Annotated in this window: 24 protein-coding genes, 2 tRNA genes and 1 other RNA gene; 15 read left to right on the top strand and 12 right to left on the bottom strand. The window is 60.8% G+C overall.

The window, feature by feature from the left end; all coding sequences use genetic code 11:
- Position 1 precedes the first annotated feature (1 nt).
- Positions 2-346 (bottom strand): iron donor protein CyaY, encoded by a 345-nt coding sequence (gene cyaY / locus VJ464_07595; GenBank protein HKQ04976.1) that lies wholly within the window; start codon positions 344-346, stop codon positions 2-4.
- Between the two features lie 164 nt (positions 347-510).
- Here cyaY and ndk point away from each other — a divergent pair, with 164 nt between their 5' ends.
- Together ndk and VJ464_07585 are read left to right on the top strand one after the other, a co-directional pair.
- Positions 511-975: a nucleoside-diphosphate kinase gene (gene ndk / locus VJ464_07590; GenBank protein ID HKQ04975.1), complete on the top strand. Its 465-nt coding sequence runs from the start codon at positions 511-513 to the stop codon at positions 973-975.
- Between the two features lie 105 nt (positions 976-1,080).
- The gene (locus VJ464_07585; protein ID HKQ04974.1) at positions 1,081-1,464 is read left to right on the top strand and encodes an ACT domain-containing protein; all 384 of its coding nucleotides are present in this window, start codon (positions 1,081-1,083) and stop codon (positions 1,462-1,464) included.
- Here VJ464_07585 and mutS read toward each other — a convergent pair.
- From mutS to VJ464_07570, 3 genes are read right to left on the bottom strand one after another with little or no spacing between them, the layout of a single operon-like run.
- Complete coding sequence (gene mutS / locus VJ464_07580) at positions 1,444-3,999, bottom strand: DNA mismatch repair protein MutS (protein HKQ04973.1); 2,556 nt, start codon at positions 3,997-3,999, stop codon at positions 1,444-1,446. The genes VJ464_07585 and mutS overlap by 21 nt on opposite strands.
- 25 nt (positions 4,000-4,024) lie before the next feature.
- Positions 4,025-4,243 carry a hypothetical protein gene (locus tag VJ464_07575; GenBank protein ID HKQ04972.1) on the bottom strand — a complete coding sequence of 73 codons (219 nt, stop codon included), beginning with the start codon at positions 4,241-4,243 and terminating at the stop codon, positions 4,025-4,027.
- A 12-nt stretch (positions 4,244-4,255) separates the two neighbouring features.
- Positions 4,256-4,969: a hypothetical protein gene (locus VJ464_07570; protein HKQ04971.1), complete on the bottom strand. Its 714-nt coding sequence runs from the start codon at positions 4,967-4,969 to the stop codon at positions 4,256-4,258.
- A 282-nt stretch (positions 4,970-5,251) separates the two neighbouring features.
- Here VJ464_07570 and VJ464_07565 point away from each other — a divergent pair, with 282 nt between their 5' ends.
- Together VJ464_07565 and VJ464_07560 are read left to right on the top strand one after the other, a co-directional pair.
- Entirely contained in the window at positions 5,252-5,674 is a 423-nt protein-coding gene (locus tag VJ464_07565; protein HKQ04970.1) for an HU family DNA-binding protein, read from the top strand.
- Between the two features lie 61 nt (positions 5,675-5,735).
- On the top strand, positions 5,736-6,008 hold the full coding sequence (locus VJ464_07560; protein ID HKQ04969.1) for a hypothetical protein: 273 nt from the start codon (positions 5,736-5,738) through the stop codon (positions 6,006-6,008).
- Positions 6,009-6,141: 133 nt separating this feature from the next.
- Here the strand turns inward: VJ464_07560 and ahcY are convergent, their stop codons facing one another.
- The gene (gene ahcY, locus VJ464_07555; GenBank protein ID HKQ04968.1) at positions 6,142-7,422 is read right to left on the bottom strand and encodes an adenosylhomocysteinase; all 1,281 of its coding nucleotides are present in this window, start codon (positions 7,420-7,422) and stop codon (positions 6,142-6,144) included.
- 110 nt (positions 7,423-7,532) lie between these two features.
- The gene (gene metK / locus VJ464_07550) at positions 7,533-8,681 is read right to left on the bottom strand and encodes a methionine adenosyltransferase (protein HKQ04967.1); all 1,149 of its coding nucleotides are present in this window, start codon (positions 8,679-8,681) and stop codon (positions 7,533-7,535) included.
- Between the two features lie 368 nt (positions 8,682-9,049).
- Between metK and amrB the strand changes: the two genes are divergently transcribed.
- The 6 genes from amrB to rpsT all read left to right on the top strand — a co-directional run bounded on the left by amrB (position 9,050) and on the right by rpsT (position 15,533).
- A complete protein-coding gene (amrB, locus tag VJ464_07545; protein HKQ04966.1) occupies positions 9,050-9,862 on the top strand; it encodes an AmmeMemoRadiSam system protein B in 813 nt (270 codons plus the stop codon).
- Between the two features lie 106 nt (positions 9,863-9,968).
- Positions 9,969-10,496 (top strand): AmmeMemoRadiSam system protein A, encoded by a 528-nt coding sequence (amrA, locus tag VJ464_07540; protein ID HKQ04965.1) that lies wholly within the window; start codon positions 9,969-9,971, stop codon positions 10,494-10,496.
- Positions 10,497-10,827: 331 nt separating this feature from the next.
- Positions 10,828-12,150, top strand: coding sequence for a hypothetical protein (locus VJ464_07535; protein ID HKQ04964.1), 1,323 nt, complete (start codon positions 10,828-10,830; stop codon positions 12,148-12,150).
- Between the two features lie 37 nt (positions 12,151-12,187).
- The gene (locus VJ464_07530) at positions 12,188-13,645 is read left to right on the top strand and encodes a peroxidase (GenBank protein ID HKQ04963.1); all 1,458 of its coding nucleotides are present in this window, start codon (positions 12,188-12,190) and stop codon (positions 13,643-13,645) included.
- Positions 13,646-13,782: 137 nt separating this feature from the next.
- Positions 13,783-15,147, top strand: coding sequence for a cytochrome P450 (locus VJ464_07525; protein HKQ04962.1), 1,365 nt, complete (start codon positions 13,783-13,785; stop codon positions 15,145-15,147).
- Positions 15,148-15,266: 119 nt separating this feature from the next.
- Positions 15,267-15,533, top strand: a complete 267-nt coding sequence (gene rpsT, locus VJ464_07520; protein HKQ04961.1) for a 30S ribosomal protein S20 — start codon at positions 15,267-15,269, stop codon at positions 15,531-15,533.
- A gap of 104 nt (positions 15,534-15,637) precedes the next feature.
- Here rpsT and VJ464_07515 read toward each other — a convergent pair whose 3' ends face one another.
- The 5 genes from VJ464_07515 to VJ464_07495 form a co-directional block, all read right to left on the bottom strand.
- Positions 15,638-16,513 carry a family 1 encapsulin nanocompartment shell protein gene (locus VJ464_07515; protein ID HKQ04960.1) on the bottom strand — a complete coding sequence of 292 codons (876 nt, stop codon included), beginning with the start codon at positions 16,511-16,513 and terminating at the stop codon, positions 15,638-15,640.
- Positions 16,514-16,609: 96 nt separating this feature from the next.
- Complete coding sequence (gene holA, locus VJ464_07510) at positions 16,610-17,683, bottom strand: DNA polymerase III subunit delta (GenBank protein ID HKQ04959.1); 1,074 nt, start codon at positions 17,681-17,683, stop codon at positions 16,610-16,612.
- Positions 17,680-18,198, bottom strand: a complete 519-nt coding sequence (locus VJ464_07505; protein HKQ04958.1) for an LptE family protein — start codon at positions 18,196-18,198, stop codon at positions 17,680-17,682. Before VJ464_07505 ends, holA begins: the two co-directional genes overlap by 4 nt.
- Positions 18,199-18,258: 60 nt before the next feature.
- Positions 18,259-18,789 (bottom strand): DUF2752 domain-containing protein, encoded by a 531-nt coding sequence (locus VJ464_07500; GenBank protein HKQ04957.1) that lies wholly within the window; start codon positions 18,787-18,789, stop codon positions 18,259-18,261.
- Between the two features lie 7 nt (positions 18,790-18,796).
- A complete protein-coding gene (locus tag VJ464_07495) occupies positions 18,797-19,624 on the bottom strand; it encodes an alpha/beta hydrolase (protein ID HKQ04956.1) in 828 nt (275 codons plus the stop codon).
- A gap of 144 nt (positions 19,625-19,768) precedes the next feature.
- Between VJ464_07495 and tadA the strand changes: the two genes are divergently transcribed.
- From tadA to ffs, 4 genes are all read left to right on the top strand, one after another.
- Positions 19,769-20,254 (top strand): tRNA adenosine(34) deaminase TadA, encoded by a 486-nt coding sequence (tadA, locus tag VJ464_07490; protein ID HKQ04955.1) that lies wholly within the window; start codon positions 19,769-19,771, stop codon positions 20,252-20,254.
- Positions 20,233-20,322: transfer RNA gene (locus tag VJ464_07485), tRNA-Ser, on the top strand. The genes tadA and VJ464_07485 overlap by 22 nt, the downstream gene beginning before the upstream one ends.
- 94 nt (positions 20,323-20,416) lie before the next feature.
- Positions 20,417-20,506, top strand: a tRNA-Ser gene (locus VJ464_07480).
- A gap of 105 nt (positions 20,507-20,611) precedes the next feature.
- Positions 20,612-20,709, top strand: an RNA gene (gene ffs, locus VJ464_07475) — signal recognition particle sRNA small type.
- Between the two features lie 20 nt (positions 20,710-20,729).
- Here the strand turns inward: ffs and VJ464_07470 are convergent.
- On the bottom strand, positions 20,730-21,533 hold the full coding sequence (locus tag VJ464_07470; GenBank protein HKQ04954.1) for a class I SAM-dependent methyltransferase: 804 nt from the start codon (positions 21,531-21,533) through the stop codon (positions 20,730-20,732).
- Between the two features lie 120 nt (positions 21,534-21,653).
- Here VJ464_07470 and dnaX point away from each other — a divergent pair, with 120 nt between their 5' ends.
- Entirely contained in the window at positions 21,654-23,483 is a 1,830-nt protein-coding gene (gene dnaX / locus VJ464_07465; GenBank protein HKQ04953.1) for a DNA polymerase III subunit gamma/tau, read from the top strand.
- Positions 23,484-23,535: the final 52 nt, after the last annotated feature.

Here is a 23,535-nt window from a genome sequence, read left to right as displayed (position 1 = left end):
GCTATAACGTCACGTTCTGGTCGGCGAGCTGTTCTTGCGCGAGGCGCGTCATCACCTGCTTGATCGGCTCGCCTGTGCCGGTCAGCACAAAAGCATTCGCTTCCGCGGACCAGTCGAACTTGTAGCTCGAAACGCGCGCCGATACCCACAACTGGCGCACAGAGGAATTCGGGCTGACAATGAAGCGGCCCGGCTCGCCTTCTTCAAAAGTGATGCTTAGGATGCCGCCCTGCGCATCGACATCAAGGTCGCGGTCTTCGCCGAGCGCCGCGAAGGCTTCCTCAAGGTCGCGGATCGTCGTCTCGGCTTTCTCCTGAAATTCAGCATCGCTCAATCGGTCGCTCATCACGTTTTCCTTTGCGGCAAAATCGAAGGGCAATTATAAACCATCGCCGCGCCGTTGCGCCCGCCCTTTGCAGCGAGCCCGGCGCAGCGGTCGCGCCTGCTTGTCCGCCGCGCGCCGCGTCGGCTATATTAATCGGTTATTAATTTCAACCAGAAGGAGACTGTATGGAACGCACTTTAGTTTTAATCAAACCCGACGCGGTGCAGCGCGGCCTGATTGGCCGCATCCTGGCGCGCTTTGAAGACAAAGGCTTGAAAGTCGCCGGCATGAAATTCATGAAGCTCACGGACGCCTTGCTGAACGAGCATTATAGCCATCTGGCCGATAAGCCATTCTTTCCCGGCACCAAGCGATTCATGACACTGACGCCGGTGGTCGCCATCTGCATCGAAGGGCTCGATGCGGTCGAAACCGTGCGCCGGTCGTGCGGCATCACCAAAGCCCGCGAGGCCGCGCCCGGCACGATTCGCGGCGACTGGGCCATGAGCGTGCAGGCCAATCTGGTTCACGCATCGGATTCGCTCGAAACCGCGAAGGCTGAAGTGGCGCGCTTCTTCGAGGCGGCGGAACTTTTTGAGTACGACTCGGCGTTGACGCCGACCGTCTATTCCGAAGACGAGCTTGGATAGTCATCAAGAAATGAAAGAAAACCACAGAGGCACAGAGGCACAGAGGATACTCCGGGCTATCTCTGTGCCTCTGTGCCTCTGTGCCTCCGTGGTTAATCGCCCCTGATGTTCAAGCTAACCCTGCTACCTGATACGCTGGCGATCTGCCGCCTGTCACCTGATGCGGTAATTCCCGGTTGGGCCTTCGCGTCTAACTTCTACAGCATCACGCGCACGGCAGACGAGCTTTCCATTGTCTGTCATCAACGAGAGGTTCCCGACGACATTCAGAGTGAGGGGGATTGGCGAGGTTTGAAAGTTCATGGGCCGCTCGCCTTCTCGATGGTCGGCGTGATGGCGAGTCTAACCGCGCCGCTCGCCGCTGCCGGCATCAGCATCTTCGTCATCTCGACCTTCGACACCGATTACCTGTTGGTCAAGCAAGCGCATCTGGAATCGGCCATTGCCGCGCTCGCCGCTGCCGGTCATTCAATCATTCGCCCCGTTTAATTCCTTGGCGCGCTGTTGCATCTCGTAGAGCCTGGTCAACGCTTCGACCGGGCTCAACTCGTTGATGTCGAGCGCGGCAAGCTGGTCGAGCAAAGCGCGGTACGCCGGCGCGAGCGTTTCGGATGAACCGCCGCCGCGTTTTGCTTCGCTCGCCGCTTGATCGCGCTCGTTTAACAGCTCGCCGGCGCGGCGCAGCACAGGTTTTGGCAAGCCGGCAATCTGGGCGACGTAAATCCCAAAACTCTTTTCGGCGCGGCCCGCTTCCAGCCTGTGCAGATAGTGTACCTTGCCGCCGCGCTCGCGCACCGCGACGTGATAGTTGCGCACGCGCGGCAGGTAATCACTCACATCGGTCAGCTCGTGATAGTGGGTCGCAAACAATGTCTTCGCCTGAAGCCGCGGCTGATTGTGCAGATACTCGATCACCGCCCGCGCAATCGATAATCCGTCGGCGGTCGAGGTGCCGCGCCCGATCTCGTCAAGCAGGACGAGGCTGCGCGGCGTCGCGTGATGCAGGATGTGCGCGGTCTCGATCATCTCGATCATGAAGCTCGAGTGACCGCGCAACGTGTAATCGTTCAAGCCGATGCGCGTGAAGATGCGATCCAGCAACCCCAGCCGCGCCGACTGCGCCGGCACGAAGCTGCCGATCTGGCCGAGCAGACAGATCAACGCCACCTGCCGCAGATAAACCGACTTGCCGGCCATATTCGGCGCGGTGATTAACATGATCTGTGTGTCGTGGTTCGACAGCCGCGTATCGTTGGCGACAAACTCGCGCCCCTCTAACATCTGCTCAATCATCGGGTGGCGGCCCTTGATGATCGTCAGCTCGTCGTCTTCGGTCAGCTCTGGCCGCACATACTGGCGCTCGACGGCAAGCTCCGCAAGCGCCGTGAACAGGTCGAGCCGGCCGAGCGCCGCGCCGACACGGCTGATGCGGTCGTGGTGCCGGCTGATTTCGTCGCACGCCTGCCGGTACAGTGTCGTCTCCAGTTCGAGGATGCGCTCGCGGGCGTTAGCGATCAGCGATTCGTGCTCTTTCAGCTCAAGCGTAAAGAAACGCTCGGCATTCGTCAGCGTCTGCTTGCGCACATACTCCACCGGCACCAGTCGCAGGTTTGGCTTCGTGACTTCGATGTAATAACCGAAGACCTTGTTATAGCCAACCTTCAGCGAGCGGATGCCTGTGCGCTGGCGCTCGCGTTTCTCGAAGTCTGCGAGGAACGTCCGTCCCCCGCCGAGTATGGCGCGCAACTCGTCAAGCTCGCGCGAAAAGCCTGGGCGGATGATGCCGCCACGCTCAAAGTCGCTCGGCGGGCGGTCGCTGATCGCGCCTTCGATGAAGGCAATCACGTCGTCGCACTTTTCTAGCTGCGCAAAGTAATCCGCCGGCGCGCCGTCGCGTTCGAGCAACGCGCGAAGCTCGCCGACATGCTTGAGACTGTGCGCCAGGCTCAAGGTCTCGTAAGGCACGGCGAGGCGGCGGCGAATGCGACCAAGCAGGCGTTCGACATCAAGCACGTTTTCAAGCAGCGCCCGGCTGCGCTCGCGCGTCTGCCCGCGCTTGACGAACCATTCGACCGCATCCTGGCGAGCGCGCAGCTCATTAATCTCTAGCAGCGGGTGGCGCAGCCAGCGCCGCAGCAGGCGCCCGCCCATCGGCGTTTCGGTCAAGTCTATGGTCGCCACCAGCGAGCCGGTCGGCGCGCCGCCGGTGAAGTCCCAGCCCTGAAAGATTTCCAGGTTGCGCAAGGTCTGCGGGTCGAGCTGCATGAAGCTCGTGGCGCGATAGCTTTGCAAGTGAGTCAGATTACTGAGCGCGTCACCCTGCGTGTCGCGCAGGTAAGCGATGATCGCCCCCGCCGCCCGCGTCGCCGGTTTCGACTGTTCCGCGCCGAAGGCCGCAAGCGACGCGACGTCAAAGTGTTCAAGCAGAGCGCGGCGTGCCGCCGTGAAGGAAACCAGTGCTTCGTCGAGCCGTGTGATCGAGCGAATCTCAAGCGTCGGCAATTCGATGTCACGCGGCGCAATCAGCTCTGCCGGGGCGATGCGCTCAAGCTCGCTGATGGCCTGCTCGCGGTTCAGTTCCGTCATGCGAAACTCGCCGGTCGAGATGTCGGCATAAGCGATGCCGGCGAGGCGCTCATCAATGATGAAGGCGGCGAGATAATTGTTGGCGCGGCGTTCGAGCAATCCCGGCTCGATGATCGTGCCGGGCGTGATAATGCGCGTGACTTCGCGCTCGACCAGCCCCTTGCCCGGCGGCGTCACTTGATCGCAGACGGCGACCTTATAGCCGCGCTGAATGAGCTTGGCCAGATGGCTTTCGAGCGAGCGCACGGGAACGCCTGCAAGCGGATGGGCATTGCCTTTGCCGAACCATTTGCGGGTCAGCACGACGCCCAGCTCGCGGGCCAGCGTCTGCGCGTCTTCGTCAAAGGTCTCGTAGAAGTCGCCGATTTGAAACAGCAGGATCATGCCCGGATAGCGGCGCTTGATCTCCAGGTATTGTCGGCGCAGCGGCGTGCTCATAAGTGAAACAATCAGCGCGAGCGCATCAGGCCGCCCGCTGGCCTCTCGACAGCAGCAGCCAGATGGCGCTCAATAACAGGAAGAAAACGGCCCACACCCATAGGCGGTTGGCGATCATCGTCTGAAGATTGCGGAAGCAGATCAAGTCGGCCTCCGGCGCAACGCTGTGGTAGCGCACCAGCCAGCTTGTGCCCATTTCGCTCATCAGAGCAATGAAGAAGAAGGCGAAGAAATGCTTTTTCATAGTGGCCTCGCGTCACGGCTTGGCGGTGAGCTTTTCGAGCAAGGCGCGCTGCGCGTGCAGCGCCTCGTACAAACGCTGCAAGTCGCCGACGCCGATCACCGTGATGACTTCCCAGATTTCGTGAAACGAGCCGCTCAGCCGCTTGCCCGCAAAACGCGCCGAGCGTTCGTCGGCGACAATCAGAAACGGCAGCGAGCGCTGCGCGTCGTAGGCATGCTTCAAGCGCGTCAGGGCGCTATCGACGCTGCCGGCAATCTGCACTTCAAAGACGTGGCTGAGGCGCGGCGAGTTGGTCGAATCACGCCACACGACATCGTAATAATCGAACTCGGCCTCGGCATGACGGCCCAGCATCATGCCGATTTCGACAAGCATGGCTTGCGCGTCTTTGTGCGATAGCGTGCGCGCGGTTTCGCTCATCGCTTCGGCAGGCTGCGGGCGCATAGCTTCGGCCTCGACGCGCTGGCGGCCACGGGCTGTGATTGTCCAGCGCGTGCGCTCGCGCTTCAGCTCGCCTTTCTCTTCCAGCTCGCGCCCGGCGCGCTGGACGACGCGATTCCAGGCGTTGCGCCGCGACGGCGAGCGGCTCAATAGATCATCAGCGGTCAACTGCGGAAAGTAATGCACCAGCCGGTCGTAGAGGTAGCGCAACTGGTCGCTGCCGCCGGTGGCTTCTAGCTCCTGCAATATCGGCAGTTCTATCCTTGCGGCTTCAGGAAAGGGCATCGGCGTTGTCTTGGTAATTCAAGCTTCGTTCGCGCTGTATTGTAGTGGATGGTCCGCGCTCCTGACAACCGGCGTGCCGCGCCGGCACGACGCGGCGACGTCTTTCGACTTGATTTCTGGCCTTTAGCTGTAGATACTTGTGCGTGATTTGAACCAGTCGGCGCAGGCCGGGGCTCGGGAGTGTTACGCATCAAGCATCCGGCGCGTTCGCGGCTTTCAGGCGGGCGCGGCACAATAACAGCATAATCATAAATGCCGCCAGCGGCGGTCAACAGGAGTCCGATGACGAAAGCAGAGCTTGTAGAAGAAGTGGCGCGCGCTGCGGAGTTGAACAAGCGCGACGCGGAAGTGATTGTCGAAACGGTTTTTGATTCGATTATCGGGGCGCTGCACAAAGGCGAAAAGGTCGAATTGCGCGGCTTTGGCAGTTTCCGCACCCGCGAGCGCGGCCCGCGCCGTGGCCGCAACCCGAAGACCGGCGAGCCGGTTGATGTGCCAGCCAAGCGTGTCCCTTACTTTAAGCCAGGCAAAGAGCTGAAAGAATTCTTCACCGACTCGCCCGAGGCCGAAGGCGACAAGGCTGAAGATAGGGAGAGTCACGGTGTAACTGCCGAAGCGGCGACGGCGAGCGAGCCGGCAGCCGAAACCGGCAACGCCAGCACGGAAGCGACCGGCGGTTCGTCTTCTTCCGGCTCGGCTGACTAAACGCTTGACGATTTACCGCCGCGCCGCGTGAAGCCGGTATCGTCCCGGCGTCGCCGCGCCCTTGCCGATGATCCGGCGTCTGCTCGCCGACCACCTGCAAGTGCGTCCCGGCCTTCTATCCGGGCGCGACTTCTCAATTGATATGAGCAACCACGATTGGAATGGCAAAGACCGCCGCTCAGGCGGCGACCGTCGGCAAGCTGAACGCCGCGAGCCGCAGCCGCAACCCGATGGCAGCATCCTGAGTACCCGCAAAGGCGAGCGCCGCCAGGTGCCGCGCCGCAAAGCCGACCGTGAAAACCCCGACCCCAAAAAGACGAATGATGAGCAATGAGTGAGGCACCGGGCAGCCGTTCCGCCAGGGCATCAATCACCGCTCATCACTGCTGTCGCTATGTAGCGCAAGGCGGTTACGCTGCGCAAGCTAACCGCCTTGCGCTACAGGGCAAACCCAATCGAAAACCGCTCTAGGTTCCCGCTTCCCAGGTATTCATGTACTCGATCATCTCTGGCGTCAGCTCATCGATCTTGATGTTCATGGCTTCGAGCTTGAGCGAGGCGATCTCGTTATCAACCGCTTCGGGCAGCAATCGCAAACCGGGCTCTAGCTTGCCCTTGTTGGTGACCAGGTATTCGCACGACAGCGCCTGGTTGGCAAAGCTCATATCCATGACCGAAGCCGGGTGGCCTTCGGCGGCGGCCAGATTGATCAAGCGGCCTTCACCCAGCACCATGACGCGGTTGCCTGTCGCTTTGACGCGATACTGTTCGACGAACGGGCGCAACTCTTCGCGCTCCTCGCTCATCTCGGCGAGCGCCACCAGATTCAGCTCGACATCGAAGTGACCGGAGTTGGCGACGATGGCGCCGTCTTTCATCTGCGCGAAGTGATGGCCATCAATGACGTGGCGGTTGCCTGTGACGGTGATGAAGATGTCGCCGAGCGGCGCGGCCGTGTCCATTGTCATGACGCGGAAGCCGTCCATCACGGCTTCGATGGCGCGGATCGGGTTGACTTCGGTGACGACGACGTTCGCGCCCATGCCGCGCGCGCGCATCGCCACGCCTTTGCCGCACCAGCCGTAGCCGACGACCACCAGCGTGCGGCCCGCCAGCAAAATATTGGTGGCGCGCACGACGCCGTCAAGCGTTGACTGGCCGGTGCCATAGCGGTTGTCGAAGAAGTGCTTGGTCTGCGCGTCGTTGACGGCGATGGCGGGCCACGTCAGGCGGCCCATCTTTTCGAGCGCCCGCAAACGCACCAGCCCGGTCGTCGTCTCTTCGGTAGAGCCGACCAGCGTATCGATCAAGTGCGGATATTCTCTGACCATCGTGGCGATGACGTCCGAGCCATCGTCAATGATGAGGTTCGGGTTGGTGTCGAGCGCCATCTTCACATGGGTGCGGTAGGTGTCTGTGGATTCGCCTTTGATGGCATAGACGGGGATGCCGTATTCGACCACCAGCGCCGCCGCCACGTCGTCTTGCGTCGACAGCGGGTTGGAAGCGATCAGCACGGCGTCAGCGCCGCCGGCTTTCAAGGCGCGCGCCAGGTTCGCGGTTTCGGTCGTGATGTGGCAGCAGGCGACCAGCTTTGCGCCTTCGAGCGGACGCGATTCGGCGAAGCGCTCGCGGATCAAGCGCAGCACAGGCATCTCGCGCTCGGCCCACTCAATGCGCTTCTTGCCGGCAGCCGCCAGGCCCAAGTCTTTCACATCGCAATTCGGTACTTTCGAGCTACTCGTCATTCTTTTCTCCCTTAAAGGGTGATGGGTGATGGGTGTTGGGTGTTAGGTCGGAGATAGCTTTCGCCATTGAGCGACACCCAACACCCATCACCCATCACCCATCACCTGAATCACAGATTGGCGGCGCGGCGCAGGGCCTCGGCCTTGTCTGTGCGCTCCCAGGTAAACTCCGGCTCTGAGCGGCCGAAGTGGCCATAGGCCGCGGTCTTCTTGAAGATCGGGCGGCGCAAGTTGAGCGTTTCGATGATGCCCGCGGGCGTCAGCTTGAAGTGGTCGCGGACGATCTGCGACAGCTTCTCTTCATCGATGCGACCCGTGCCGCGAGTGTCAATCAGCACGCTCACCGGCTCGGCGACACCAATGGCGTAGGCGAGCTGCACTTCGCAGCGCTCGGCAAGACCTGCGGCGACCAGGTTCTTGGCGACGTAGCGCGCCATGTAGCTGGCCGAGCGGTCAACCTTCGTCGGGTCTTTGCCCGAAAACGCGCCGCCGCCGTGCGCGCCGGCGCCGCCGTAGGTGTCAACGATGATCTTGCGGCCCGTCAGTCCCGTGTCGCCCTGCGGTCCGCCAACGACGAAGCGGCCCGTCGGGTTGATGAAGAATTTCGTGTCGGCGTCGAGCATCTCTTCCGGCACTACCGACTTGATGACATGATGGATGACTTCGTCGTGAAGCTGTTCGTTGGAAACCGATTCGGAGTGCTGAGAGGAAACGACCACGGCGTTGACGCGCACAGGCTTGTGGTTCTCGTATTCGACCGTCACCTGCGATTTGCCGTCGGGCCGCAGGTAATCCATCAAGCCTTCCTTGCGCACGTCCGACAGGCGGCGCGTCAGCTTATGCGCCAGCATGATCGGCAGCGGCATCAGCTCCGCGGTTTCGTTGGAGGCGTAGCCGAACATCATGCCCTGGTCGCCGGCGCCGCCGGTGTCTACGCCCATGGCGATGTCGGGCGACTGCGTGTCAATCGCCGTGATGACGCCGCAGGTCTCGCAATCGAAGCCGTACTTGGCGCGGGTGTAGCCGATATCGCGGACGGTCTCGCGGACGATCTTCGGGATGTCGACCCAGGCTTCGGTGGTGATCTCGCCGGCGACGACGACCAGGCCGGTGGTCAGCAAGGTTTCGCAGGCGACGCGGCCATACGGATCTTTGCTTAAAATAGCGTCCAACACACCGTCGGAAATCTGATCGGCAATCTTATCGGGATGCCCCTCGGTCACAGACTCCGACGTAAACAAGCGTTTATTCGTGCTCACTAATGTCAAGCCTCCTATCGGTAAATTCCCTGCGGCAGGTATCTATACATGAAGCGCGCAATGGCTCGCTGTAACCGCGAAATCTAGCAGACGGTTTGCGGGCTAGTCAAGGTTGACGCCGCTGGCCCCAGGGTCTATTCATTCTCGAATAACCATTGGGGATGAACCGCCAAGACGCCAAGACCGCCAAGAAAAGCTCGGCGTTCTCTTGGCGTCCTTGGCGTCTTGGCGGTTCAAGTCCGGAGAATGAATAGACCCTGCCGCTGGCCCATGCGGGTTGGACGGGGCGGGGCTTGCGGGATAAGATTTAATGACAGAGCAGTCGCGCTTGTTGCGGGCCGGTGAGATCATGAAGGAGGACATACATCATGGCTGACTCACTTGTCTTTGCCGGCATTGCCCCCCACCCGCCGCTGCTGGTGCCCGAAGTCGGAGGCCATCGCATCGCGCGGGTCAATGATTCGCAACAAGCCATGCGCGACTTCGCAAAACGCTTGCTCGCCACGCGGCCTGAAACCGTTGTCGTCATCTCGCCGCATTCGCCGCTCGACCCGCATAGCTTCACGGCGCGCGCCGAGGTCGAGCTGCAAGGCGACTTCCGCGACTTCGCCGCGCCGCACGTGCGGCTCGCTTTTCCGAACGACCTTGAGCTGCTCGACGCCGTCGAGCGCAGCGCCACCAGTGCGGGTGTCAGTTTCGCGCGGCTCGGGCGCGACCAGCGACTCGATCACGGCGCGCTGGTGCCGCTTTACTATCTGCACGAAGCCGGCTGGCGCGGCCGCGTTGTCGTCTTCGGCTTTACCCTGCAAGACAACCAGAAACATCTAGCCTTCGGTCGCGCCATCACGCAGGCCGCCGCTTCGATTAACCGCCGCGTGGCGCTGGTTGCCAGCGGTGATCTGAGCCACCGTTTGATCGTCGGCGGCCCTTACCCCTTCGAGCCGACGGCGCACCTGTTTGACGAGCAGATCGTCGAAGCCATCGCCACAGGCGATGCGGCCCAGGTCGTCGGCATAGACGAAGACTTACGGACGCGCGCCGGCGAGTGTGGCTATCGCTCGATCATTATCGCGCTCGGCGGCGTCGATGAGCGCCCACGCAACCATGAAGTGCTGAGCTATGAAGGCCCGTTCGGCGTCGGCTATATGGTCGCCGTGTTGTTTGACGCGAATCGGGAATAAGTGAGCAGTTACCAGTTGCCAGTCGCCGTTTGTCAGTTGGATAGCGGTAATCGGGACTCCCCAGCCGGCAACTGACAAACGGCAACTGGCAACTGCCAAATATCTTATGAGCGATCTCACACCGCAGGAACTGGCACGCCGGGCCGTCGAAGCGTTCATCCGCGACGGCCAGGTCTTAGAGACGCCGGAAGGAATGACGGGCGTGCTGGTCGAGCGCGCCGGGGTGTTTGTCACCCTAAGGATGCGCAGCGGCGAGCTGCGCGGCTGCATCGGCACGATTCAGCCAACCAGTGAAAATGTCGCCTCTGAAATCATCGCGAACGCCATTAGCGCGGCGACCCGCGACCCGCGCTTCTTGCCGGTGAGGCCGGATGAGTTGAGCGACCTGACCTACGGCGTTGACGTGCTGTCGCTCCCAGAGCCGGTGAGCGGCATCGAAGACCTCGACCCCTCGCAGTACGGCGTCATCATCGAAACCCTCGATGGCCGCCGGCGCGGGTTGTTATTGCCGCGCATCGCCGGCATCGATTCGGCGCAGGAGCAGTGGCAAGCGGTTCACATGAAAGCCGGCATTCGCCCCGACCAGCCGGTGCGCGTCGAACGTTTCACGGTCACGCGCTTCGGCAAGGACTAGCCGCGAACGGCATCGCGAATGGCCCCCCGAAAAAGTTAAACCGGCAAGTTGACACCTTATTTTTGTGTGATATATTACCCGTGTTTTAAGACACGGTCGCAGCTGGCTCCTCCAAATCTGGTAAGGGAATGCCTAGAGCGGTTTGCAATCGGGTGTAGCGCAATCTGTTAGATTGCGCTTGCTATGCAGCGCAATCGAAAACCGCTCTAAAGTCGGTGTGACCCGGGCGCTCGTCCGGCGACGCCGGCTCTGCTCATTCCCCTTACTTCACAGAGAATGAAGATTCAGGATTCCGGGCTGAATTCAGCCACACGGATAACCGCGAGGGCTTATGAAGCAAAGGGCGCTGACGGTGATTTCTCCCATCAAACCCAATCAGGACGGATCGCTGCTAGAGTTATTAAACCTGATCGGCGACAACATTGGCGGCACGAAGGCAAACCAGTACATTCGCTTCTACGACATTCCGACGATCCACTTCGCCCGCTGGGTCATCATCCCCGAAGACGCCGCGCGCGGCTACCGTCCCTATCTGGCGATGGAGGCCAATTACGATGGCGATCTGGATGATCTGCTCGACGCCTTCATCGAGCATGCCGCCAACGGCTTCGACCAGATTTACGGCCACTGCGAAGGCTACCCAAGCGCCGGGACGGCAAACAAAGAGCAATTCAAAAAGTACTTTCGCAAACATATGATTCCCTATAACGCCTTTTACATGGCCTATACCGGCAGATCGGCCAAAGAGATTCATAACAACACGCGCTTGCGGCAGAGCATCGAAGGCTTTCTTGACGAGCAAGGCGACCACGGCGACCTCCAAGGGTTGACGGCGGCTGAAGTGCGCCGGCGCATCCAGGGCTTCCTGCATTCGCCGCAGAGCGCCGGGCTGGAGACCAACCCGTTGAAGCTGACTTTCGTCATGCGCCACATCGGTCTGATCGTGGGGCTCGTGGTCGCGCTGCTGGTACTCTTGCCGTTCCCGGTCTTTTTTCTCCCCCTGCCGCTCATCGCGCGGATACTGCTCTTTTTGACGCCGCTGTTGCTCGTCGGGCTTTTCCTGCTCGTTCTGCGGAGAAAAGAGAAGCGAGACGCGCAGATGCCCGTGAACTTTGTGCCGGTAGATGACGCGATCTTCCGCCGCGAAAATCACAAGGTGCAGAATCAGCTCACGCACCTCGTCGAAATCAAAGGCGGGGCGTTTCGGCTGTACACGCTGAAAACCGTGCTGTGGGTGATTAATCTGGCGGCGCGGCTCTACTGGTACAAAGGCTCGCTCGGCGGCATTCCAACCATCCACTTTGCGCGCTGGGTGATGATCGATAATTCGCGGCGGCTGCTCTTCTTCAGCAACTTTGACGGCAGTTGGGAGAACTATCTCGGCGACTTCATCGATAAAGCCGCCGTCGGGCTGACGGCGGTCTGGAGCAACACGGTCGAGTTCCCAAAGACCGAGTTCCTGCTCTCGAAAGGGGCCAGGGACGAAGAGCGCTTCAAAGAGTGGGCGCGCGCCAAACAGATTCCGACGCAGGTCTGGTACAGCGCCCACGCCAACGAGACCGTGAAAAATATTCTCGACAACTTCACGATGCGCAACCAGATCGAGCCGGCGCTGAATGCCGCCGATACCGAAAGCTGGCTGCGACTTTTCTAAGCGCCGACGACAGACGCTTCCGCAATAGGAGTCTGCGATGACGGATTTGAACCTGAGCGAAATTCAAGGAGTCATTCTCCGCGGCTACAAGCATCAGCCCTACTCGAAATACCTTTTCCTCGAGGTCGAAGATACGGATAGGGCAAAGGTGTGGCTGAGCGGCATCATCGCCGAGGTGACGACCTCCGAGCAATGGCCAAAGGGGACGCCGAGGCCCAGGACCAGCTTGAACATTGCTTTCAGCTATGCCGGGCTTGAACAGTTCGGCTACGAGGACAAGAAGAACACCTTCTCCAGGGAATTCAAAGAGGGCATGGGCGAAGAGAATCGTGCCCGCGTGCTTGGCGACACCCGCGAAAGCCATCCCGACAAATGGGAGTTGGGTGGCACGCTTGGGCCGCTTGCCAAAGATCATCTGCACATCCTGTTGATGCTCTATGCCAACGACCGGGCGGCGATGGACGAGATTGCCGCGCGACAGCATCAACATCTGGAGCAGGTGGGCGGCGTGACCTTGCTATACGAGCAAGACTGTTTTATCAACGAGAGGAACGAGGAGCCGTTCGGATTTCGTGACGGGCTGTCGCAGCCCGCGGTTGAGGGCTACAGCAAACGAGCGCCTACGGACGACGCGGAGGGCAGCGGCGAAGAAGCCATCAAGGCCGGCGAGTTCATTCTCGGCTACGCGAACGCCTATGGCCAGTTGCCCATCACGCCGACCGTGCCGGTTGCCAGCGACCCAAAGAGCATCCTGCCTTTCGTGCCGCCCGACCCCGATCAGCCCGACCAGCCGGTCAGCGACGATGTCAAAGACTTCGGCCAGAATGGCACCTACATGGTCTATCGCAAGCTGCAACAGGACGTCGCGGCCTTCTGGAATTTCATGAACCAGCAAGGCGGCAGCTTCGAGGGCGGGCAGAAGCTGGCGGCGAAATTCATGGGGCGCTGGCCGAGCGGCACTCCCCTGGTCATGTGTCCTGAGAAAGATGACCCGGCGATTGCCGCAGATGTCAGTAAGCTAAACGCCTTCAAATTTCATCAGGAAGACCCGCACGGTTACCGCTGCCCGGTCGGCTCGCACATTCGCCGCTCGAACCCGCGCGATTCGTTGGACCCGAACCCGGAAGAATCCTTAATCGTCGCCAACCGCCACCGGATCATCCGCAGGGGCCGACCCTATGGCATATCGGACGACCCGAAGGCTCCTCAGACCGGAGCGCCGCAGGGCATCATCTTCATCGCGCTCAATGCCAGCATCAAACGGCAGTTCGAGTTCGTGCAGCAGACCTGGGTGGACGATCAGAAATTCGACGGCCTCTACGATAATAAAGACGGCGTCACCGGCGACAATGACGATATGACGGTCATGGTCATCCAGGCGCAACCGGTTCGCCGGCGCATTCGCAACGTGCCGCGCTTTGTGCAGGTCAAGGGCGGCGGCTACTTCTTTTTGCCGAGCATCACGGCGCTGAAATATCTGGCCGCAGGGATGTGATACCAGAGCGGTATTCAATCGGGAGTAGCGCAAGGCTGTTAGCTTGCGCGAGGCAATGCGCAAGCTGTTAGCTTGCGCCACACGGCAAACGCCATCAATAACTATCTGAGAAGGCGCTCGCAGATAAAGGAGCGGTCATGTTCAATCGAATCCTGGCAGCGATCAAGGCGTTCTTTGCGGCGCTCTTTGCCAAAGAAGATGCGCGCCTTCACCGGTTGTGGGCCGCTGCGCTGCCGGCAGACGCGCGCCTCGAAAAAGATTTAAGCAACCTGAAAGAACATGCCGTGGCGAACCTGCAACGCTGGCTGGCCAATCCCGAAGTGCTGCGGACGCTCTTTGCCGGCTTGCGCGAGCATAAGCCCATCGTGCTGGTTCGCGGCTTTGCGATTGTTACACGGCATGCGGATGTGACCGAGGTGCTGGCGCAAGACGAGCATTTCACTGTCCGGCAAATCTACGCCGCAAAGATGGAGCGCACTAGCGGGTCTTTTTTTCTCGGCATGGATCGCGGCGAGCAGTACAGCCGCGAGCATGGCTTGCTCAGACAGGCGACACGCCCCGCGGATGACCTGCCGCGCATCGCCAGCTTCGTCAGCACCCGCGCCGATCAACTGATCGAAGCGGCGCGGCCCGATGGCAAAATCGAAGTCGTCAACGGCTTATTCAGGCTGGTGGCGACGCGGCTGGTCGCGGACTATTTCGGCGTCCCCGGTCCCAACGAAGCCACTCAGATGAACTGGCACCGGGCGATCTTCCGTGACATCTTCCTGAATCTGAACAATGATCCGCAGGTCACGGCGAGCGCCGACACTGCTGCCCGGCAGATGAACGATTACATGGATGAGTTGATCGCCCGGCGAAAAGCCGAGTTGGCCGCCGGTCAGAACGGACGTGACGACTTCCTGACCCGCCTGCTGCGCATGCAGAGCCAGACGGAGCCCGCCATTGATGACGCGTGGATTCGCCGCAACGTCGGCGGCACAATTCTCGGCGCGATTGAAACGACTTCAAAAGCGGCAACCCAGGCGCTCGATCAGCTCTTGAGTCGCCCGGAGCAGTTGCAAGCCAGTCAACAGGCCGCCCGCGCTGGTGATGACCGCTTGCTGTCGGCCTATGTGTTCGAAGCCTTGCGCTTCAATCCGCACAATCCGATCATCATACGCCATTGTGACAAGCCTTATACGCTGGCAAGGGGCAGCCGCTACGAAGCGACCATCCCGGAAGGCACACTGGTCTTTGCCGGCACGGTGGCGGCCATGTTCGACCCTGAAGCGTTCCCTGCCCCTGATGAGTTCCGCAGCAATCGCCCAACCGAACCATTCCTGCACTTCGGCTATGGCATGCACACCTGTTTCGGCGAATACATCAACCGCGTTCAACTGCCGGTCGCTTTGCAACGCTTGTTGCGCCTGAAGTCAATCAGGCGGGCGGCGGGCGACGCGGGGCGGCTACAGTTTGACGGGCCTTTCCCCAACCGGCTGGTGGTTGAGTTCGAGCCCTAGCTGACCCCGCGCAAATACGCTTTAAGCCCAAATACTTGACACGCGCCGGCCTGAGCGGCTATTCTTCTAGTCTTTTTTCAAGACGATTTTCTTAGCAGTGATGAGGAGAAACGAGAAGCATGGCCAATCATAAGTCAGCCGAAAAGCGCATCCGTCAGAATGAGCGCCGCAACGAAGTCAACCGCCGCAACCGCAGCCGCCTGCGCACGCAGGTTAAGGCACTGCGCACGGCCATCGCCGCCGGCGATCAGGGACAAGCACAGACGGCGCTCAAAGAAACGGTGGCGTTGATCGATAAGGCGATTCAGAAAGGCGTTCTGCATCGCAACGCCGCGGCGCGCTACAAGTCGCGCCTGACGGTGCGCGTCAACCAGATGACCGCCTAGCCGAGCGCGCCGCCCGCCAGCAATCACCCACACACTTTTCAAAAGAAAAAAGCGAACGGCTCGCCGGCCGTTCGCTTTTTTCTGTATGCGCTCATTGATTTGAATCATCCGCGCTTGCGCGTCGGCCTGGTCTCCGTCGCACCGGGTTCGAGTGTGCAGATCGAGCTGTGCCGCTTGATGCGCAGATAGACCGACTCGAAGACGCGGAAGGGATGGTTCATGTGCTCGGCGCCGAGATAAGCGACGGTCAAATCCTGCGCCACCGCCAGGTCGAAGTTCGCCGCGCCGGTCGAGACAATCAGCCCAAAGCCATCGCGGATGAGCGGCGATTGATACACGCCGTCGGTGACCAGTTGACGGATATGCTCGATCTCAAGCGTGCCGGTGCCGGGATGCACCTGATGCATTTGCGTGTAGAGGCGCGGGCTGACGACCATGGCGTAAGGCCCATAAAAGCCGCGCTCGACGAGCGTCTGCGTCGCGTCCACCACGTCTTGAAACGGGTTGCCCGCCTGCGTCCAGTCGCGCCGCGTGATGACCTGCCGGCCTTCGACAACCATCAGGCCTTCGTAGCCCATCTCCTGGTTGCCGTTAAAGATCAGGTCGTCTTCGGCGTCGGCGCAAAACGCTGCGGCTGCCCCCGCCGCCGCCACGTCGAGCGGCGCGCCGGTCTGCCGCGCGGTTTCGATGTCGCGCCAGTGGAGAATGAAATCTTTGTAGATGATCGGGATGATGCCGCTCTCGCGCCGCACAGAGCGCACCGGGTCATCTTCTTCTTCGCCGAGCAGGCCGATGCGACCCATGGTCGTGCCGGCGAAGTGATCGTGGACGATGGTCTGCACGCCGGGGCCGAGCGGCCCGTGCAGGTCGACGATGCGGCGACCGATCAGGCGGCGGCGGGCGACGTTAATGACTACGGATTTAATGTTCTCCCATTCCTGATCGTTGAGCGGGTTCTCTTCGTGTGCAAAGATGGGCATCAGGCTCCTCCGATTTTGGATTTTAGAGTTTGGATTAAAGAACCCGCTGCCGAATGCAGCATTGTTTCTGCCAATCCAAAATCCAAAATCTAAAATCTAAAATCCGAATATACCCCAGCGGGCGCTTTCGGGCAAAGTTAATTCGGCAATGAGATATTGCATCTGCAAGCGCGGCGTGGCTTCGGAATTCTTGATGGCGTTGTCGGTCTGCGCGATGCGCCGCAGGCCGTGGACGATCTCTTCGCGCGAGGTGCGCAGCACGCGCCCGTTGAACAGTTCGGCGTTGCGCCCGAAGCGGCCCGTGGCGCGGTTAATCTCTTCGGTCGGCGCCTGGCGGGCCATCAGCTCTTTGGCCGCCAGCATTCGGCGATATAAGCCGGCGAGCGCCCCGAGGATGACCAGCGGCTCGCCGCCGTCTTCGAGCAATCGCTCCATCAGTCTGAGGGCGCGCACGCGCTGGCGCTCGATGATGGCGTCCCACAGCTCCCAACTGCTGTGCTCGCGGGCGCGCGGCACCAGATCGGTAATCATCGGGTCGGTGATGGTGCCGCCGCCGGCATAGCTCATCAGTTTTTCAAGCTCGTTGACCAGCCGCATCAGGTGCGTGCCGGCCAGGCCGATCAGGTGGCCGAGCGCCATCGGCTCAATCAAAAAGCCGCGCCGCCGCAGGAATTCTTCGACCCAGCGCTTCGCCTTCTCTTCCGACAACCGCTCAAAGACCACCAGCGTGCAGGTCTTCATCAGCGCCGCCGTCAGCTTGCGCCGCTGGTCGAGCGAGGCGGCCTGAAAGACCAGCGTCGTCGTCGGCGACGGGCGCTTCAAATAATCGAGCACCAGCTCGATCTCATCTTCTTTGATCTTGTCGAAATCGCGCGCCACGACGATGCGCCGCGCGGCCATCATCGGCGTCATGTTGGCCGTTTCGATGAGCGACCATGCGGTCGCTTTTCTGCCGGGACTCAGGTCGCTGCCGATGGCGATCACCGAATAGTTGAACAGCCGTCCGCCTTCGTCGAGCGTGTTCGCCAGCAACCGCAGCGCGTGGTCGTGATAGTAGCTCTCTTCGCCGAGGAAGGCGTAGAGCGGCTCGATCTGCCCCGCCTTGACCTGCCGGCGCAGATCGTCGAAGCTCAGGCCATCAAGTTTCTTTTTGGGCGATCTCCGGCTCACAGTCCTTCCAGGATGGACGAAACCAGCGCCTGCGCGAACTCTCTGGCGATGCGGTCGACCGCCGGGTTCTCTTCGTTGAAGAAGCTCTGCGGATCGTCCGACAGCTCATACTCGCCGTTGAAATCGAGGCGTTGATCCTGATAGAGAATTTTGCGCGTGCGCTGATCGCGCAAGGTCACGGCGGTGATGATGCGCACGTCCCACAAGCGCGTGCGGCCTCGGTCGTCAAGCAAAGAGCCGGCGGCGCGAAAGCCACGAATGTCGCCGCTCAGCACCGCGTCGGCGTCGTCGGGGTTTTGCGTGATGCGAATGCCGCGGGCGCGTTTGAGAATTTCGTCTATGACGGCCTGCGTGAACCGCTGCTCGACGCGGTACTTGAGGCTGGAGTTTTGAAAGACGGGCACGGCAATCGTCTTGACGTTGGCCGGCAGGCTGCGGCCCTGGCCCGCACGCTTATAGCCGCACACGTCGAAGACCAGCGCCAGCATGATGGCAAACAGAATCGGCTTGAACATGGCTATGGTGATATTAGCCGCCAGTGGCGCGGCGAGACAAGACGCGAGAGCCCGACAGGGTCAAGAGAACAAGCGCGTCCACAGCTCTGAAAGCGCCGCATGGCGCAGGCTGCCGGGGTCTGCGATCAGGATGTAGACGATCCGCCCAACGCCGAAGACCGCGAAAGCAAAAGCCGTATAGCGTATCAGCCGAAAGCGCTCGGCGAACAAATCGAAGGCGCGCGGGAATCGTTGCCGGTTCAGCAGAACGCAAACGGCCCGCGCCCAGACGAGCGCCAATAATAAAAAAAGCGGCGGGCCGAGCAGGTTCCATTCAAAAGCCGCAAGCCAATGGCCTTTGCCAAAGGCGCAGAACGAATGCGTCAACCCGCAGCCCGGACACGGCAAGCCGGTCGCGTTCTTGAAGCCGCAGATCGTGAAGTAATTCCCTTCTGACGGGTGATAGATGACGCTGACGATGAAGACGCCGGCAAGCACCACGAGCGCCAGCCAGGCGAGCGGCCTTGAGGGCTCGCGGTCGCTTGTCGCGTCATCGTCGTGCGGGGTCACCGACGGTGTGGCTTCTTCGGTTTTCGGCTCGCTCGCCTGCATATCGTCTTCACCTATGCGATAGGGCGCGCGGCGACGCGACCGCCGCAATCGCCGCGAAATCGTCAATCAGTTTAGCAAACTGTTTGGGATATTCCAGCATCGGCAAAAAGCCGCAGCCGCGCAAGGTGGCCAGCTTCCCTGCCTTCGACAGCGCAAACAGACGGCGTGCTTCGGCAGTTCCCTTTTTATCTTTTTCGCCGCAAACGAACAGCGCCGGCGCGGCGCTCTCGCCAACGGCGCGCTCAAGCGTGGCAATCGCCTCGAACGACGAAGCGGCGAGCGCCGTTTCGTAAGCCGCGCGCGGGCTGAGCGCAGCAAAATCGCTCGACAGACGATCACGCCAGGGGCGCGGGGCGCGATAGAAGCGGCGCGTCACGATGTTGCGAATCAGCGGGAAAGCCGCCAGCTCGCGCAGCGCCAGTTGAGCGGGCGTAAACAAGCCGAGATTCTTCACATCGTCTTCGGGCAGGCCGGGGCGCGGACTGACGACAACCATCGCGCGGGCGTCTTGCGGGTGCATCGCGGCAAGCTGGGCGGCGACGAGCGCGCCGACGTCGTGGCCGACCAACACCGCGTCAAAGACCTGCGCGGCTTCAAGGATGCGGTGCAGATCGTCTGCGTGATCTTTGAGTTCAAAGCGAGCGTCGAGCGCGACAGGCTGCGACCGCCCGACACCGCGCGCGTCGTAGAGCAAGCAGCGATAGCGTCCGCCGAGCAGCGCCGCCGTGGGCCGCCAGCATTCCGCCGTCATCGCCCAGCCGCTTGAGAAAACAAGCGGCGGCCCGCTGCCGACCGTTTCAAAATATAATGGCCCGTTCTCTGTATTCAGCAGCATCGCCTTTGGTACTCCCGCCTGCCGCCGTGCGGCGCGTGAACGATTGTGCAATGCCGCTCGAAAGATTGCAACCAGCCTGGTTCTTGACAGGCCGGGCGCGCGGCGGCTAACATTCGCCTTTGTCTTTTGAAGCGGATTCGCGGCATGGCATCATCAGACGAAGAATTTATGCGCGAAGGCTTGGCCGAAGCCCTGGCGGCAAGCGCGGCGGGCGAGGTGCCCATCGGCGCGATTGTCGTGATCAATGGCGAGGTCAAAGGCCGGGGCCATAATCAGGTCATTGAAACCAGCGACCCGACGGCGCATGCAGAGATTATCGCCATGCGCGCGGCAGCCCTGGCGGTTGGCAATTATCGGCTGACCGGCGCGACGCTCTATTCGACCATTGAGCCTTGCGCCATGTGCGCCGGGGCGTTAATTCACGCGCGTATCGGGCGGCTGGTTTATGGCGCGCCCGACGAGCGCGCCGGCGCGGTCGTGACCCACTTCGGCATTTGCTCGACCGATTTTTTGAATCATCGCGTCAAGGCCGAAGGCGGCATTCTTGAGACCGAATGCCGCGAGATGATACAATCTTTTTTTCGCGGAAAGCGCAGAGCCACTAATGCGGAGAGGTGCGAGAGTGGTTGAATCGGGCGGTCTCGAAAACCGTTGTACCCGCAAGGGTACCGTGGGTTCGAATCCCACCCTCTCCGCCAGTTTTTGAAGGCAAAAGTAAAAAGGCAAAAGTAAAAAGTGGGGGAACCCGACGTTCCTACTTTTACCTTTTACCTTTTTACTTTTGCCTTGCCTGGAGAGGTGCAGGAGTGGCTGAACTGGCAGCACTGGAAATGCTGTGTACGGGAAACCGTACCGTGGGTTCGAATCCCACCCTCTCCGCCACGAGTTAGGTAAAAAGTAAAAAGGCAAAAGGTAAAAGTCCCGATTGCCAGTTCCCGTGATTTCACTTTTGCCTTTTTACTTTTTACTTTTGCCTTTTTTGACAGGCTCCGGGCGCCGTGCAATCTCGCTGCTGCAAACCCCGCCAGGCCGGGAACGGAGCAACGGTAGCAGCCAGCAGATGTGCCGCGGCTTACCCGGAGCCTGACCAGTTTCTCCCGCTGATTTATTTCCCCACCCGGCAGTAGAATAACTCGGTATTGAAAATGCCCAGCTCGGGATGGTCGGTCATGTAAAGGTTGACCGTAAACCCGAGCGCTTCCAACTCGTAGATGAGATCCAAGCCATACTCGCGGTAGACCGCGACTCGCCCGCCTGGCGCGTTGCCATCTTCGTGATAGTCGGCGCGCAGGACGATGTCACCGAGTGGATCAAGCGGGTCGCGGACTTGAATGAGGGTGCGGGTCGAATATTGATCGGCCAGGAAAGGCACGGTGAAGATGTAGAAGCCGCCGGGCTTCAGGACTCTTCTGATTTCGGCGTGCGCCCGGTCGGCCAGGCGAACGTGTTCCATAACGTCGCTGGTCATCACTACATCAAAGAAGGCGTCCGGAAAGCTGAGCTGTTCGATATTTTCGTTGCTGCAATTGGGGCCGAGAAGGTACCCCGACGGTAAGAACTCGTCATAGCGCGAGGTAAAAAGCTCGACCCAGCGGACTTTCGACAGGTGTTCGGGGAGCGTGTAAGCGGCCTGAAAAAACTTGAATGGCACCTGCGTGTCATAGATCGTCAGCGGCCGGCGGCTGCGTGCCCGTTTCAGGGCCTTGACCGACGTAGCCTGAACGCCGGTTAGTTCGCCAATCGCTTTGAGCAGGCCGCGCGCAATCGAACGGTAGCGGCTAATCGAGCCGCATTTGGAGCAGATGAGTTGCCCGCGGCGCAGGCTTTCCGTCTCGTAGGAGAAGACCACGCGCTTGCCGCAGACGTTGCAACTCCCCGGAACCCGATGCCAGTTGGCTGGTGAAAACATATCCTCCATTGTACGCAACTGCGAAAATGCTTCCAACTTCTTGCAAGCCATCAGGTCACGGCTTAGACTAAAATCATTGCGCAATCGAGGGCGCAAAATTCACGACGCGAAACAGACTCCATGCCAGAATCACAGGTCATCGCCAGGCAGTTCCGCCCGCAGAGTTTTACCGAAGTCGTCGGCCAGGAAGCCATTACGCGCACGTTGAGCAACGCGATCAGCAGCGGGCGGCTGCACCACGCCTACCTGTTCACCGGCGCGCGCGGCGTCGGCAAGACGACGACGGCGCGCATCTTCGCCAAAGCCCTGAACTGCATCAAAGGCGTCACCACCGAGCCGTGCGGCGTTTGCGCCTCCTGTACAGAGATTGCCGCCTCGGCGTCTATGGATGTTTTAGAGATTGACGCCGCTTCGAATACCGGCGTCGAGAATGTTCGCGATGTGATTATCAACACGGTTTCGATCTCGCCGGCGCGCGACCGCTACAAGATTTTCATCATTGACGAAGTTCATATGCTGTCGACGTCGGCCTTCAACGCGCTGCTCAAGACGCTTGAAGAGCCGCCGCCGCATGTCGTCTTCATCATGGCGACGACCGAATTGCAGAAGGTTCCCGAAACCATCCTGTCGCGCTGCCAGGTCTTCGAGTTTCGCACGATCACGCTGAAAAAGATCGGCGAGCAGTTGCGCCAGATCGCCGACCAGCTTGGCGTCAAGATCAGCGACGCGGCGCTTGCGGCCATCGCGCGGGCCGGCGAAGGCTCGATGCGCGACGCCGAATCGGCGCTCGATCAGGTCATCAGCTTTTCGGGCATGACGGTGGCCGACGAAGACGTGTCGGCGGCGCTCGGACTGGTTGACCTCGAAACCCTCAACCGCACGATCCGCGCCATCGGCGAGCAGGATGCCGCCACCATCTTGCGCATCGTTGATGAAGTGGTGACGCGCGGCTACGACCTGCGCACCTTCTGCCGCGAGATGATCGTGCAGTTGCGCGCGCTGCTGGTCATCAAGGTCGCCGGGTTTGACGCCGAGCTTGTGCAGGTGCCCGCAAGCGAAGGCGAGGCGATGGTCAGGCTGGCCGATATGTTTTCTGAGCAGGACATCGTGCGCTTCTTTTCGATCCTGACAAAGACTGAGCAGGATATTCGCACCAGCACTCAGCCGCGCTTTCATCTGGAAATCGGCTTGATGAAACTGGTGCATGCGCGCCGCCTCTACTTGCTTGAAGAGGCGCTCAACAGCTTGAATGACCTGCAATCCCGGTTAGGAATCAGCGGGGCCGCGGCATCCGGTGCTGTGCCACCGGCAACGCCACGCCCTGCCGGTAGAAGCGGCGGGCCGACGGCTTCAGGGCCGTTGCGAGCGGCCTCACGTGAGGCGCTCGCAACCGCAAAGCCTGCGCCGCCGCGCCCCGCGCCTGTCGCCGAAATGGCTCCACAGGCCAGTTTCAAGCCTGCGCCTGTCGAAGCGCCGCCGCCGCTGCCCGCGCCGCCAGAAGATTTTTATGACGGAGAGCCGGCTCTGCCCGCCAGCAATGGACGCGACATAGACGACGCGCAGGCCGTCAGCCAGATCATCGCGGCGCTCGAAGCGCGGCGCAAGATGATGATCGTGCTGGCGCTGGAAAAAGCAACCGTGAAGATAGATGGCGATTTTCTGGTCGTCGCGATTGCGCCCGAAAATGCCAGAGACAAGACGCAGCTCGATGGCAGAGACAGGCGGCAATTGATTGAAGAGGTCAGCCGCGAAGTGATGGGCCGGCGGCTGACGCTTTCGGTCTCGGTCGGCGGCGTGCCCGAGGTTCCGACGGCGACGCCGCGCCCAACGGCGACCGCCAAACCGGCGGCGCGCCAGAAAGCATCGAAGGAGCCGGCAGAAGTTGATCCCCGCGTGCAGGCAATAACGGAGAAGTTTGCCGGCACGGTTGAGATCATTAAACCGGAGTAGCCGTTGACTCGCGAGGCGGCGGGGTGGGACGCTTAATCAGCGACGTAATCAT

This window comes from Blastocatellia bacterium (assembly GCA_035275065.1).
Lineage (GTDB): Bacteria > Acidobacteriota > Blastocatellia > UBA7656 > UBA7656 > DATENM01.
Note: the sequence above shows the minus strand (reverse complement) of the source record. Positions and strands in the feature narration are given on the sequence as shown.